This is a genomic window from Hafnia paralvei (assembly GCF_020150375.1).
In the GTDB taxonomy this organism is placed as follows: Bacteria; Pseudomonadota; Gammaproteobacteria; order Enterobacterales; family Enterobacteriaceae; genus Hafnia; species Hafnia paralvei.
In genome coordinates this window covers 4243139-4257199 of record NZ_CP083737.1, presented here as the reverse complement: position 1 = coordinate 4257199, position 14061 = coordinate 4243139, and the positions used below count along the sequence as shown (strand labels likewise).

The following is a 14061-nucleotide window of genomic DNA, read 5'->3' as shown; positions in this document are numbered from 1 at the left end:
TGATGCTGATTCTTAAAAATGTCACTGCTGTGCAGTTTGAACCTGCGTCGGTGCAGCACGGTGTAGATATTGCGGTTGAAGGGGCGTTGATAAAAGAAGTGGGTCATCAGTTAACGGCTAAATACCCGCAGGCTCAGGTCAAAGAGATGCAGGGAAAACTGGTGATGCCTGGAATTGTGTGTGCGCATAACCATTTTTACTCTGGCCTGTCGCGCGGGATTATGGCCAATATCGCGCCAAGTCCAGACTTCATCTCTACGCTGAAAAATCTCTGGTGGCGTTTAGATCGCGCTTTAGATGAGGAATCTCTGTATTACAGCGGGCTGATTTGTTCACTGGAAGCCATTAAGAGCGGTTGTACGGCGGTTATCGATCACCACGCGTCGCCAAACTACATTGCTGGGTCACTTAACACGTTACGCAAAGGTTTTATCAAAGCGGGTCTGCGTGGCATGACCTGTTTTGAAACAACCGATCGCAACGGTGGCAATAAAGAGCTTCAGGCCGGCGTTGAGGAAAACATCGCTTTTGCGCAACAGATCGACTCAGCTAAAAAACGTGGGGATGAACCCTATTTGGTTGAAGCGCACATCGGTGCTCATGCGCCTTTCACCGTATCAGATGCAGGTTTGGATATGCTGCGTGAAGCCATTAAGGCGACGGGACGCGGTCTCCATATCCACGCGGCGGAAGATAGCTATGACGTCTCCCACAGCCACGATAAATACGGTAAGGATTTAATCGTCCGCCTCGCTGAGCATGACCTGATCGACGCTAAAACACTGGTGGCACATGGTTTATATCTCTCACCTGCAGATATTGAAATCATCAATCAGCAGGATGCGTTTTTGGTACATAACGCCCGCTCGAATATGAATAACCATGTTGGCTATAACCATCGTATTGGCGAGTACCGGAATTTAGCGTTGGGCACGGACGGTATTGGCTCAGATATGTTTGAAGAACTGAAATTTGCGTTCTTTAAACATCGCGATGCGGGTGGGCCGCTATGGCCAGACAGTTTTACTCGTTTCCTATGGAACGGCAACCGCTTGCTGGAACGTAACTTCAGTGCGCGTTTTGGCTGCTTAGAGGCGGGATATAAAGCCGATCTCACCGTTTGCGATTATCCAGAACCTACGCCTTTGGCCGCACAGAATATCGGCGGGCATCTTGCTTTCGGCATGGGGGCAGGCAGTGTGAAAAGTGTGATGGTAGAAGGGCGCTTTGTTTATGAAAACGGCCAGTTCCCGTTTGATGTCGCGCCAATCTATGCTGAGGCCAACAAGGTCGCAGAGCGCTTATGGAAGCGGATGGATTCATTGGCATAAATGTTATACCGCCCCTTATTGAGGGGCGGTTTGCCCTTTATGGGGAGAATAACAAGAGGATGAAAAATGATTGAGCAATTTTATCGGCCAGAATCTGTAAAGCAGGCGCTTGAGCTCAAGCGCCAGTTTCAGGATCAGGCGGTCTATTTTGGCGGAGGGAGCAAACTCAATGCGACACCGACCAAAACCACAAAAAAGATCGCTATCGATTTATCAAAATTAGGGCTCAATAAAGTGAGTTGGCAGCAAGGTCAACTGCATATTGGTGCTCAGATTAAATTACAGGCTCTCATTGATACTCCGTTAATCCCAGAGTCGCTGCGCAACGCGCTCGGTTTTATCTACTCTCGTCATTTGCGTAATCAGGCTTCGCTGGCGGGTGAAGCGGTGGCCAAGCAAAAAGAACGTGTTTTACTGCCCGTTTTGTATGCATTAGATGCCCAAGTCATTACAGCGACCGGTGAGACACTGAGCTTAGAAGAGTATGTATGTCACGATCGCGACGATCTGCTGCTCGAAGTGATCCTGCCCGATCCTTATCGTCGCTGCGCAACGCGTAAAGTTGCCCGTTCTGCCGCTGGGCTAGCGGTGGTCACTGCGGCCGTTGCATTAACCTCCAAAGGTGAAATGAAAATTGCATTGGACGGTGTCTCAGAGCAGCCCATCCGGTTACGCGATGTGGAGTCGCGCGGTCTTAGTGATGATGCATTAGAAAAAGCCGTGAGCGATGTCATTCATCCACGTGCTGATATCGGAGGCAGCGAAGCATACAAGCGTTATATCGCGGGTGTTGTCGTTGCAGAACTGCTGGCTGATTGCCAACAGATGAGTGAGGAAAAGTGATATGAACATTCGCTTTACGCTAAACGGTACGCCACGCACGCTGTCATGCGAGCCGGGCGATAATGTACAAAAAATCTTATTCAATCTGGGGCTGCATTCTGTCCGTAATAGTGATGACGGTTTTGGTTTTGCGGGTTCAGATGCGATCATTTTTGATGGCGTGATTGTCAATGCTTCTCTATTGATCGCCGCTCAGCTTGACGGTTCTGTGGTACGTACCGCCGAATCGCTCGGAACTTGGAATCAGCTTAGTCCAGTTCAGCAAGCCATGGTCGATGTGGGCATTGTGCAGTCGGGATACAATGATCCTGCTGCTGCACTGATCCTGACCGATCTCCTTGAGCGTATTTCCTCACCTTCACGTTCGCAGATCGACGATGCGTTGTCGGGGTTATTTAGCCGAGATGCAGGCTATCAGCAGTTTTATCAGGTTGTTGAGCTAGCGCAGGCGCGCATGAGCGATCCTTTTTGCCAGCGCGAAATTGCCCCTGAGTTTCGTGACGATCTTCAGGTGGTAGGCAAGCTGTGCCCAAAGGTCGATTCTGCCAAAATGGTGCAGGCTAAACCTTGTTATGTTGAGGATCGTATTCCTGAAAATGCCTGTGTCATCAAGATGCTGCGTAGTCCACATCCTCATGCATTGATTACACATTTAGACGTTAGCAAAGCAGAAGCCTTGCCAGGCGTGGTGCATGTCATTACGCACTTGAACTGCCCAGACATTTACTACACACCTGGCGGACAAAGTGCACCAGAACCTTCGCCGCTAGATCGCAGGATGTTTGGTAAAAAGATGCGTCACGTGGGAGATCGTGTCGCCGCAGTAGTGGCTGAAAGTGAAGAGATCGCTCTAGCCGCATTGGCATTGATCGACGTCAGTTTTGAAGTGTTACAGCCAGTGATGTCGATTGATGAGGCAATGGCTGAAGATGCTCCGCTGGTTCACGATGAGCCTATTGTTTATGTCAATGGCGCACCGGCTGACCTTGAGGTGCAGAATCGGGGCTCGGCGACGCGGGGCGAGCACATGATCATCAACTTCCCGATTGGTGCGAAGCCACATAAAAATATAGCCGCAGGCGTGCACGGCCGTATTGGGGACGTTGAGAAGGGATTTGCTCAGGCAGATGTTGTTATTGAGCGCACGTATGAGTCTACGCAGGCGCAGCAATGTCCGACAGAAACCCACATTTGTTTCACCTACATGGACGGTGAACGATTGGTGATCCACGCATCTACTCAGGTGCCATGGCATGTTCGGCGTCAGGTCGCGCGCTTGGTTGGGCTCAAACAAAATAAAGTTCATGTTATCAAAGAGCGCGTCGGTGGCGGGTTTGGGTCTAAGCAAGATATTTTGCTAGAGGAAGTATGCGCATGGGCAACCTGCGTTACGGGTCGCCCGGTCTATTTCCACTACACTCGCGAAGAAGAGTTTATCAGCAACACGACACGGCACGTTGCCAAAGTTAAGGTCAAAATTGGCGCCACGAAAGAGGGCAAGCTGACTGCCATCGATATGGATTTCCGTGCCAATACCGGCCCTTATGGTAACCACTCGCTTACCGTTCCAAGCAACGGCCCAGCACTTTCTTTGCCACTATACCCTTGCGACAACGTTAATTTCCAAGTCACGACTTACTACAGCAACATTTGCCCAACCGGGGCGTATCAAGGCTATGGCGCACCAAAAGGTAACTTTGCACTCACTATGGCGTTAGCCGAGTTGGCCGAGCAGCTTGATATCGATCTGCTGGACATGATCGAGCTTAACCGAGTTACTGAGGGGCAAGAGCTGAAGATTTTGGGGGCCATCGGCGAAGGGAAAATGCCGACGTCGGTACCAACGGCGGCTAGCTGTGCGTTGGAGCCTATTTTGCGCAAAGGGCGCGAGCTGATGAACTGGGGCGAGAATAAAGCTCCGCAGGGCGATTGGAGGATTGGTCAGGGTGTTGCGATCATCATGCAAAAGTCGGGGATCCCAGATATCGACCAAGCAAACTGTATGGTGAAGCTGGAGTCTGACGGCACGATTATCGTTCATTCCGGTGGCGCTGATATTGGTACCGGCCTTGATACGGTTGTGACCAAACTTACCGCCGAAGTGCTGTGTTGTCCGCTGGCTGATGTGCATGTGATTTCGGGTGATACCGATCACGCGCTCTTTGATAAGGGGGCTTATGCGTCCTCGGGAACCTGTTTCTCAGGTAATGCGGCCAAGAAGGCGGCTGAAAATCTGAAAGAGAAAATCCGCTTCCATGGAGCCCAGATGCTGGGTGAGCCCATTGAGGACGTGACTATTGTGGCTCCAAGCATTGTGCGAGGAAAGCAAGGCGAGGTGAGCTTTGCCGAGATTGCTCATAAGGCCGAAACAGGAACGGGTTTTGGTACTTTGGTGGCGACGGCGAGCTATATTACCCCTGATTTTGCTTTCCCATTCGGCGCTAATTTTGCCGAGGTTGCCGTTAACGTGCGCACCGGTGAGATTAGACTCGATAAGTTTTACGCCCTGCTCGATTGCGGTACACCGGTAAACCCAGAACTGGCGTTAGGGCAAATCTATGGCGCGTCAATGCGAGCTATCGGGCATAGCCTGACCGAGAAGTTGATTTACGACAAAACCGGTAATCCGATTACCCGCGATCTACAAACCTACGGTGCGCCGAAGATTGGCGATATACCACGTGACTTCCGCGCATTTTTGGTGCCAAGCGATGACAAGGTTGGACCTTTTGGTGCGAAGTCGATTTCTGAGATCGGTGTAAACGGCGCAGCTCCTGCCATTGCGACGGCGATTCACGATGCATGCGGCGTCTGGTTGCGAGAGTGGCATTTCACGCCGGAAAAAATCCTCCGAGGACTGAATAAACTCGAGGCGTAAGCGTAATAAGATGCGGGGTAATCCCCGCATCTCTACGATTCAATAGTTAACTAAGCATGGACTTAAGTCTGGATTTAATTTAATCCGGGCAGGGTTTCTGCATGGTTTTTCCCGCATTTATTGAATCAGATATTAAATTTCTCACTGGAGTAGAAAATGTCTGATGTACAGCAAGTTGCAGATAAAACCGTTAAACAAGAGCACCCCTATGCGAGTGACTCTGAGCTTATTTATCATCTAGATGACAAGCCGCCGTTACATGAAATGTTGATTGGTGCGGTAACTCACCTGTTGGCTATTTTTGTCCCGATGGTAGCGCCTGCGTTGATTGTCGGCACGGCACTTGGATTATCGCCAGAAATCACCGCCTATCTGGTTTCTATGGCAATGATTGCCTCCGGTATTGGCACTTTCATTCAGGTAAACCGATTTGGGCGTGTTGGCTCAGGTTTGCTTTCCATTCAGTCTGTGAACTTCTCCTTCGTTACCGTCATGATTGCACTAGGCGGTTCGATGAAAAAAGAAGGGCTAGATGAGCAGGCGATCATCTCCTCTTTGTTGGGCGTTGCCTTTGTCGGGGCTTTCTTGGTTGTCGCATCCTCGCAGGTTTTACCCTATCTAAAACGAGTGATCACCCCAACGGTCAGCGGCGTGGTGGTCCTGATGATCGGCCTTAGCCTGATCAAGGTCGGGATTATTGATTTCGGTGGCGGATTACCGGCAAAAGGCGATGGCTCCTTCGGTAGCTATCAAAATCTGGGGCTGGGCTTTCTGGTGTTGTGCGTCGTTATCGGTTTTAACTGTTGCCAGAATGCACTGCTGCGGATGGGGGGGATCGCGATCGGGCTGGTTGTTGGCTATATCTGTGCGCTATTTATGGGGATTGTCGACTTCTCTACGTTGAAAGATCTTCCCCTCATCACGATCCCTCAACCGTTTAAATATGGATTCTCATTTGATTTCCACGCGTTTTTAGTCGCGGCCACTATCTATCTATTAAGTATTTTAGAAGCCGTCGGTAGCATAACGGCAACGGCCATTATCTCCGAACGACCTATCGTGGGAGAGGAGTATGACAAGCGGTTATCCGGTGGCGTATTAGCGGATGGTTTGGTTTCAGTTATCGCTTGTGCTCTGGGCTCACTGCCATTAACCACTTTTGCGCAAAACAATGGGGTTATCCAGATGACCGGCGTTGCATCACGTCATGTCGGTAAATACATCGCTGCGATCTTGGTGATACTGGGATTGTTCCCTGTTATCGGACGATTTTTTACGACGATTCCTGCGCCAATTCTTGGTGGGGCGATGACGCTGATGTTTTCCATGATTGCTCTAGCGGGGATAAAAATTATTTTGTGTGGCGGTATGGATCGGCGTGAAACGTTGATTGTGGCCACGGCACTTGGAATTGGGCTCGGTGTTTCCTATGACCCACAAATTTTCCGCGTGCTTCCTGATTCTGTCTATGTGTTGTTCGAAAACCCTATCTGCGCGGGAGGTGTAACCGCCATCATTCTTAACTTATTGATCCCACATGTGAAAAAATATGGTCAGGAAGATGAGTTGGAAGAGCTAATTAAGCCTGTGACCGAGAATTTTACTCAAGCGAAATAATGGTTTGCCACTCTGACATGTAATGGAGAAAGGATCATGTCTGAACAAAAATCTTTAAAAGCGATACGCGGTAATTTTTTAGACATTGTAAAAACAGTAGAACAGCCCGAGGAGATTGAATCTCATCTCCGTTTTATTGAAGACGGCTTAATGCTTGTCCGTAGTGGGAAAGTAGAGTGGTTTGGTCAATGGGAGGAAGGGAAACATCTCATACCTGAAGGCATTCGTGTTCGTGACTATAGCGGCAAGATGATTGTTCCAGGCTTTATTGATACTCACATCCATTATCCACAAAGTGAAATGGTTGGAGCCTATGGTGAGCAGCTGTTGGAATGGTTGAATAAGCACACTTTCCCAGCCGAACGCCGTTATAACGATATTGAGTATGCGCGTGAGATGTCGGCTTTCTTTATCAAACAACTTTTGCGCAATGGTACGACGACTGCGTTGGTGTTTGGCACCGTGCATCCCGAATCCGTTGACGCTTTATTTGAAGCCGCTCATAACATCAATATGCGCATGATCGCTGGCAAAGTCATGATGGATCGTAATGCGCCTGACTACCTGCTCGATACAGCTGAAACCAGCTACACCCAAAGCAAAGCGTTGATTGAACGCTGGCATCGTAACGGGCGTTTACTCTATGCCATTACGCCACGTTTTGCGCCAACCTCCACGCCAGAGCAATTGGCGATGGCGCAACGGCTACGTGAAGAATATCCCGACACTTATCTGCATACTCACCTCTGCGAAAATAAAGATGAAATTGCATGGGTGAAATCCCTGTATCCAGATCGTAAAAACTATCTCGATGTTTATCACCATTATGGGCTGACCGGAAAAAACAGCGTGTTTGCTCACTGTGTTCATTTGGAAGAGCAGGAATGGGATTGTCTGCGTGATAGTGGTTCATCAATTGCGTTTTGTCCGACGTCTAATCTGTATCTTGGCAGCGGCTTATTCAATCTGAAAAAAGCATGGCATAAACAGATTAAGGTGGGGATGGGAACGGATATCGGAGCCGGAACCACGTTCAATATGCTGCAAACCCTGAATGAAGCCTACAAGGTGATGCAACTTCAAGGCTGGCGAATGTCGGCGTATGAAGCGTTTTATTTAGCGACGCTCGGTGGCGCGAAGGCATTGGGGCTGGATGACATCATCGGTAATTTCAACGTGGGCAAAGAGGCTGATTTTGTTGTTTTAGAGCCAACGGCAACGCCATTGCAGCAGCTTCGTTACGATAACTCTGTGACGCTCATGGACAAATTATTTGTGATGATGACGCTCGGAGACGACCGTTCAATCTACAGAACCTATGTCGATGGACAATTAGTGTACGAACGCACCTAAAATGTCGATTTCTTTTGTTGAAATGACGGTTTAGAGGCCAGATAATCGTTTGCCTTAAATAACCGTCCCATTTTTATGACTGATGTGCTTGATGGGGTAATCGTTTGCTTTGCGGTTTTTGTTGCACTAATAAGTACCGCAAATGGATATCGCAAAGTTACGGTAATAAGAAAAATGCAGGTTCAGGCGTTCATTATCTTGAACAAAATTATTGTCATCATGCGCAATGTTAAAACACTCAGAGGACATCAATATGTCTAGCAATGCATCTCAAGAAGGGTCTGCGGGTAAATCGGGCGGTTCGCTTGACGCTTACTTTAAAATTTCTGCACGGGGAAGCAGTGTTCGCCAAGAAGTACTGGCTGGCCTTACGACCTTTTTAGCGATGGTCTATTCGGTCATCGTTGTGCCAAGTATGTTGGGTAAAGCGGGTTTTCCTCCGGCCGCCGTGTTTGTTGCGACCTGTCTGGTGGCTGCTTTTGGCTCATTACTGATGGGATTGTGGGCGAATCTGCCAATGGCGATTGGCTGTGCGATTTCATTGACGGCATTCACCGCGTTTAGCTTGGTGCTTGGGCAGCATATTAGTATCCCTGTTGCCTTAGGCGCTGTGTTTCTTATGGGGGTTCTGTTCACCCTGATTTCAGTTACTGGGATTCGTTCGTGGATACTGAGAAACTTACCGATGGGGATTGCACACGGTACAGGGATTGGTATCGGCTTATTCTTACTGCTGATTGCCGCGAACGGTGTGGGTTTAGTTATCAAGAATCCGATCGAAGGTCTGCCAGTTGCGTTGGGCGCATTTACTTCTTTCCCTGTGATGATGTCTCTGCTTGGGTTGGCTATCATTTTTGGTTTGGAAAAGCTGAAAGTTCCCGGCGGCATTCTGCTAGTGATTATCGGTATTTCTATTGTCGGGCTGATTTTTGACCCTAGCGTGAAATATCAAGGGTTGTTTGCATTACCAAGCCTAACTGCCGAAGATGGCTCTTCATTGATTTTTAGCTTAGATATCATGGGGGCTCTGAAACCGGTGGTTCTGCCAAGCGTTCTGGCACTGGTCATGACGGCGGTGTTTGATGCTACCGGTACGATTCGTGCGGTGGCGGGGCAAGCGAATTTGTTAGACAAAGATGGGCAGATTATCAACGGCGGAAAAGCATTAACCGCTGACTCCGTGAGCAGCATTATCTCCAGTTTTGTGGGAGCATCTCCTGCAGCGGTATACATTGAGTCAGCCGCGGGGACGGCCGCGGGGGGCAAAACCGGTTTGACTGCCACTGTTGTTGGCATTTTATTCCTGCTGATTTTGTTCCTGTCTCCTCTGTCTTATCTGGTTCCAGGATATGCTACTGCGCCAGCGTTAATGTATGTTGGCCTGCTGATGTTGAGTAACGTTTCTAAACTCGACTTTAACGACTTCGTTGATGCCATGTCTGGTCTGGTATGTGCAGTGTTTATCGTGCTGACCTGTAACATTGTTACCGGCATTATGCTGGGGTTCACGACTCTGGTTGTCGGGAGAATATTCTCTAATGAATGGCGCAAACTGAACATTGGAACCGTGATTATCGCGATTGCATTGGTGGCGTTCTATGCTGGTGGTTGGGCTATCTAACGTCAGCAGGTTTAGCGTTTAGCATTAGTTGTTCACGAATAACATTAAGGGCGTCCTTCGGGGCGCCTTTATTTTTTGTGTACTCGGAATTGTCATAGTAATCTTCAACAGAAATAATACCATTGGTTACTTTCAGGTAATTCTCAGGCTATTTGCACACTTTTTCCTTTAGGACAAAATTCATAAAGTGATATGTTTGACACGGTATTAATGAGCAAAATGCGGTTGTACTTTGTAGTGAGACTAAGGAAAGCATGGAAATCTTCTTTACTATTTTGATCCTGATCCTAGTGGTTTCTTTGTCTGGGGTGGTAACGCGTATGTTGCCATTTCAGATACCGTTGCCGCTGATGCAGATCGCTATCGGGGCTCTGCTCGCTTGGCCGCATTTTGGCCTTCACGTTGACTTTGATCCTGAACTTTTCCTCGTACTATTCATTCCTCCGTTACTATTTGCTGACGGATGGAAAACCCCAACGCGAGAGTTTCTACATCACGGGCGTGAGATTCTAGGTCTGGCTCTGGTGTTGGTATTAATTACGGTCGTTGGCGTGGGGTATTTTCTGCATATCTTGCTGCCAGAGGTTCCTTTGGTTGCCGCATTTGCATTGGCCGCTGTGCTATCGCCAACGGATGCCGTGGCGTTAGGTGGGATTGTTGGCAAGGGACGTATTCCAAAAACCATTATGGGTGTATTGGAAGGCGAAGCCCTGATGAACGATGCGTCAGGTCTAGTGGCTCTCAAATTTGCGATTGCCGTAGCGATGGGCACCATGGTGTTCACCGTGGGAGGCGCAACGCTTGAGTTCCTGAAAGTGGCTATCGGTGGTTTGTTGGCCGGTGTCGCGGTGACGTGGCTTTACAGTAAATCGTTACGGGTTATGAGCCGCTGGTCTGGCGATGATCCTGCAACGCAAATTGTCCTTCTGATGCTGTTGCCTTTTGCTAGTTATCTGATCGCTGAACATGCTGGCGTCTCGGGGATTTTGGCCGCCGTCGCTGCGGGTATGACGATCAGCCAATCGGGCGTTATACGTAATGCACCGTTGACAATGCGCCTGCGTGCAAACAGCGTGTGGGCGATGTTGGAATTTGTGTTTAACGGCATGGTTTTCATCATGTTGGGCTTGCAGTTGCCGGGGATCCTCGAAAGCTCGATCATTCAGGCAGAACGAGACCCGACGATTCAGACATGGTATTTGTTTGCTGATGTCGCATTAGTGTATGCGGTTCTGCTGGTATTACGATTCCTGTGGCTGTGGTGCATGCGCCGTCTGAGCCTGCGTTTTATGAAACGTAATCCACTCCAGTTTGCCAGCTACAGTTTACGTGACCTGTGGATTGCCTCTTTCGCTGGGGTTCGCGGAGCGATTACTCTGGCTGGTGTGCTTTCAATACCGCTATTCTTGACCGATGGAACGCCATTCCCTGGACGATATCAGCTGGTATTCATTGCTACTGGTGTGATTCTTTTCTCCCTTATTGTGGGGGTAGTTATATTACCTCTGCTGCTGAAGGGGATGGAGGTTACGGATAGCAACACCTATCGTGATGAAGAGACAATGGCAAAATCTGTTACGGCAGAAGTTGCGATTGAAAGCCTGAAGAAAATGCAGGAACGTTTGGAAGTTGATACCGAAGAGAATATCGATCCTCAACTACTGACCGAAGTCAGCTCTCGCGTGATCGGGAGTTTACGCCGCCGTATCAGTACCAAAGAGAATGCAGAAGAGATGCGCAAGGTCGAGAACCTTGAGCGTCGTTTCCGACTTACCGCGCTACGTGCAGAACGCGGTGAGCTTTACCACTTACGTGCTACCCAAAAAATCAGTAATGAGACCTTGCAGAAGTTGCTGCACGATCTGGATTTGCTGGAGGCATTGTTGGTGGAGAAGAGCTAATACGTGTTGCCTATGTGGGCAAAACGATGTCGCGTTGCGCCCATCTGACTGCATAGGTCATTTCATGCTTCATGGATGGTGGTAGGTGTTCAACAAGGGAGTACCAGAGCGTGCTCCCTTTTTATGCGCCGTTTTTATTTCTTTCACGTTTCAGTCTGGAGAGATAAAGCCGCAACTCGATAGGTGTCCATTACTTCAACGTTATCCACTCTGGATGCATCACGCCGTTTGGCCAAAACTCTCGACAGCGGGCAATCCACGCCTGCGCACTGTGAGATAAATAACGCCCCTCACACCAAATCAAGCCCAGTTCCCACATGAGTTTCGGTTCTAGAGGAAGCCATAAGAGTGTTTTCGGGTCGAGCCGTTGGCAAATGGGTTCGGGCAGAATGGCAATCCCTACATTAGCTTGAACCATCGCGGCGAGGAAATCCCACTGACCGCTACGCACGGCTATTTGTGGGCTCACATTGTGAGCAGCAAAAGCCTGCATGAGTTGTTTATAGAGTGCAAAATCTTCGTTGTAGATCAAAATGTTTTGCTCTGCTAGCTCTTCCATATGGATACTGGTACGCCCTAGCCAGACCTCAGAGCGGGGTAACAACACGCATAGAGGATGGCTGAACAGCGGCAGTGAGGCAATTGCAGGGTCGATATCGCCGGAAAGAGCCGTTAGTGCTAAATCCAACTCGCCGGATAGCAATGCTTGTTCAACGGTAAGCCCCCCAAACTCGGAGATAATTAATTCAATCCCTGGGTAGTTCTGACGGAACTCGCTTATTAGCCCTGCCATTTGTGTTCCGACCATTGGAGGGATACCCAATTTAAGCTGGCCGCGTTTGAGCGTACCAATATCCTCAAGTTCAGCTTTTAGCTGACTAAACTGATCGAGGATCGCCAAACCTCGCTGGTAAACGGCTTGTCCACTGTCGGTGAGATGTAGTCGGCGCCCCTCACGGATTATCAATGAGCAACCCAGCTCATCTTCTAAATTACGCAGCATTTTGCTGATGGTTGGCTGAGTAACGAACAGTTTTTCTGCAGCGCGGGTAAAGCTTTGTTGGCGTACCACTTCTACGAAATAGCGCAGCGTTCTGACATCCATGATCTCTCCTGAGAACGATGTGAGTTGTTAAACCCTAAAGTATGCCAATTTGGCATGATGGCAATAATATTAATTCATTTTATGCAGGTATTGTTTCTTGCCTATACTGTGCGCTCATTCACATTTTTCTCATTCTGAGGTTACCCATGTCTCTGGCGTTGCGCTCTCGCGCGCCGTTCGTCCTTAGTCGTTTACAGGTGCCTATTCAGGTCGCTTTGTATGCCGGACTCTTTCTGGTTGCGCAATGGGTTGTGGTGCAATTTCATTTACCACTTCCGGCGAATATCGTAGGTATGTTGATGTTATTGGCGATGATCGTTTTACGTGTCTTGCCGATTAAATGGGTGAAAGCAGGATCGCGTTGGCTGCTGGCTGAAATGCTGCTGTTTTTTGTGCCTGCGGTGGTTGCGGTCGTGAACTATGCCTCATTGTTAATGATAGAAGGCTGGCGGATTTTTGCCGTTATTGCGGTGAGCACTATGCTGACGCTCGGGTTGACTGCTCTGGTTGTGGATAAAGTCTATCGTTTCGAAATTTATATGCAGCGTAAGAAACAAACGGCAGCACATAAACGAGATATCGCATGAGCAGTTTAACTATCAGCATCCTTTGCTTATTGATGACGCTTGGGCTTTATTTTGCCAATAAGAAAATCTATCGCCGTCTACACAGTATCTGGATGATGCCACTGGTTTTAACGCCATTGATTCTGGTGCTTTTCTTGGTCATAACCCACGTTTCCTATCAGGATTACATGGGAGAGAACCATTGGCTGCTGTGGCTGTTAGGGCCAGCAACTATCGCGTTTGCCGTGCCTGTTTATGAAAATATGGCGATTATCCGCCGACATTGGATGTCGCTGAGCGCGGGGGTTATCACGGCCACTATTGTCGCCGTGTGCAGCTCTGTGTGGCTGGCACGGTTGTTTACTCTGTCTGAAGAAGTACAACGCAGCCTCGCTGTCCGTTCTATCACGACGCCATTTGCATTAGAGGCTGCTAAGCAAATGGGAGGGCAGCCGGATTTAGTCGCCTTGTTTGTCGTCATTACCGGCGTATTTGGTATGGCCATTGGCGATATTTTGTTTCTTCGGCTCGCGGTACGCAGCGGTATGGCGAAGGGCGCAGGGTTAGGGGCGTCGTCTCACGGCGCAGGAACAGCCAAAGCTTATGAAATAGGGCAAACGGAAGGAGTAGTTTCAAGTCTGGTCATGATGTTAGCTGGCGTCGTCACGGTGGTACTCGCCCCGTTAATTGCTCATCTGATGTGGTAATAAATTTCAATAATAAGCCTGTATACCCGTCATATTTCAAGTTGCCTTTTTGTTGGCTGCGTTCACTGGCCGCCTCAATGCTACTCGAATTATTTAAGGTATAAAACAGCACTATAGCTGCAAGAGTTTGCCTCTGCCA

General features: G+C 48.9%; 10 protein-coding genes. 9 read left to right on the top strand and 1 reads right to left on the bottom strand.

Annotated features, from left to right (window positions below; translation table 11 throughout):
* Positions 1–2: 2 nt before the first annotated feature.
* The 7 genes from ssnA to K9N75_RS19650 all read left to right on the top strand — a co-directional run bounded on the left by ssnA (position 3) and on the right by K9N75_RS19650 (position 11544).
* Positions 3–1331, top strand: coding sequence for a putative aminohydrolase SsnA (ssnA, locus tag K9N75_RS19680; protein WP_039184926.1), 1329 nt, complete (start codon positions 3–5; stop codon positions 1329–1331).
* A gap of 66 nt (positions 1332–1397) precedes the next feature.
* Positions 1398–2174 (top strand): molybdopterin-dependent oxidoreductase FAD-binding subunit, encoded by a 777-nt coding sequence (gene ygfM / locus K9N75_RS19675; protein ID WP_008815420.1) that lies wholly within the window; start codon positions 1398–1400, stop codon positions 2172–2174.
* Position 2175: 1 nt separating this feature from the next.
* Positions 2176–5052: a molybdopterin-dependent oxidoreductase Mo/Fe-S-binding subunit gene (locus K9N75_RS19670; protein ID WP_008815419.1), complete on the top strand. Its 2877-nt coding sequence runs from the start codon at positions 2176–2178 to the stop codon at positions 5050–5052.
* 156 nt (positions 5053–5208) lie between these two features.
* A complete protein-coding gene (locus K9N75_RS19665) occupies positions 5209–6669 on the top strand; it encodes a uracil-xanthine permease family protein (protein WP_008815418.1) in 1461 nt (486 codons plus the stop codon).
* 36 nt (positions 6670–6705) lie between these two features.
* Positions 6706–8022, top strand: coding sequence for a guanine deaminase (gene guaD, locus K9N75_RS19660; protein ID WP_008815417.1), 1317 nt, complete (start codon positions 6706–6708; stop codon positions 8020–8022).
* Positions 8023–8275: 253 nt separating this feature from the next.
* The gene (locus tag K9N75_RS19655) at positions 8276–9643 is read left to right on the top strand and encodes an NCS2 family permease (protein WP_008815416.1); all 1368 of its coding nucleotides are present in this window, start codon (positions 8276–8278) and stop codon (positions 9641–9643) included.
* 254 nt (positions 9644–9897) lie between these two features.
* Positions 9898–11544 carry a Na+/H+ antiporter gene (locus K9N75_RS19650; protein ID WP_004097049.1) on the top strand — a complete coding sequence of 549 codons (1647 nt, stop codon included), beginning with the start codon at positions 9898–9900 and terminating at the stop codon, positions 11542–11544.
* A 190-nt stretch (positions 11545–11734) separates the two neighbouring features.
* On the opposite strand, the gene K9N75_RS19645 is transcribed toward K9N75_RS19650, so the two are convergent.
* Positions 11735–12649 carry a LysR family transcriptional regulator gene (locus K9N75_RS19645; protein WP_008815415.1) on the bottom strand — a complete coding sequence of 305 codons (915 nt, stop codon included), beginning with the start codon at positions 12647–12649 and terminating at the stop codon, positions 11735–11737.
* 146 nt (positions 12650–12795) lie between these two features.
* On the opposite strand from K9N75_RS19645, the gene K9N75_RS19640 reads away from it, so the two are divergent.
* Together K9N75_RS19640 and K9N75_RS19635 are read left to right on the top strand one after the other, a co-directional pair.
* The gene (locus K9N75_RS19640) at positions 12796–13236 is read left to right on the top strand and encodes a CidA/LrgA family protein (RefSeq protein WP_185922518.1); all 441 of its coding nucleotides are present in this window, start codon (positions 12796–12798) and stop codon (positions 13234–13236) included.
* Positions 13233–13922, top strand: coding sequence for an LrgB family protein (locus K9N75_RS19635; RefSeq protein ID WP_224452029.1), 690 nt, complete (start codon positions 13233–13235; stop codon positions 13920–13922). Before K9N75_RS19640 ends, K9N75_RS19635 begins: the two co-directional genes overlap by 4 nt.
* Positions 13923–14061: the final 139 nt, after the last annotated feature.

Bases quoted from the DNA above. Each gene is read 5' to 3' on its own strand.
- ssnA (WP_039184926.1), top strand. From the start codon at position 3: ATGCTGATTCTTAAAAATGTCACTGCTGTGCAGTTTGAACCTGCGTCG.
- ygfM (WP_008815420.1), top strand. From the start codon at position 1,398: ATGATTGAGCAATTTTATCGGCCAGAATCTGTAAAGCAGGCGCTTGAG.
- K9N75_RS19670 (WP_008815419.1), top strand. From the start codon at position 2,176: ATGAACATTCGCTTTACGCTAAACGGTACGCCACGCACGCTGTCATGC.
- K9N75_RS19665 (WP_008815418.1), top strand. From the start codon at position 5,209: ATGTCTGATGTACAGCAAGTTGCAGATAAAACCGTTAAACAAGAGCAC.
- guaD (WP_008815417.1), top strand. From the start codon at position 6,706: ATGTCTGAACAAAAATCTTTAAAAGCGATACGCGGTAATTTTTTAGAC.
- K9N75_RS19655 (WP_008815416.1), top strand. From the start codon at position 8,276: ATGTCTAGCAATGCATCTCAAGAAGGGTCTGCGGGTAAATCGGGCGGT.
- K9N75_RS19650 (WP_004097049.1), top strand. From the start codon at position 9,898: ATGGAAATCTTCTTTACTATTTTGATCCTGATCCTAGTGGTTTCTTTG.
- K9N75_RS19645 (WP_008815415.1), bottom strand. From the start codon at position 12,649: ATGGATGTCAGAACGCTGCGCTATTTCGTAGAAGTGGTACGCCAACAA.
- K9N75_RS19640 (WP_185922518.1), top strand. From the start codon at position 12,796: ATGTCTCTGGCGTTGCGCTCTCGCGCGCCGTTCGTCCTTAGTCGTTTA.
- K9N75_RS19635 (WP_224452029.1), top strand. From the start codon at position 13,233: ATGAGCAGTTTAACTATCAGCATCCTTTGCTTATTGATGACGCTTGGG.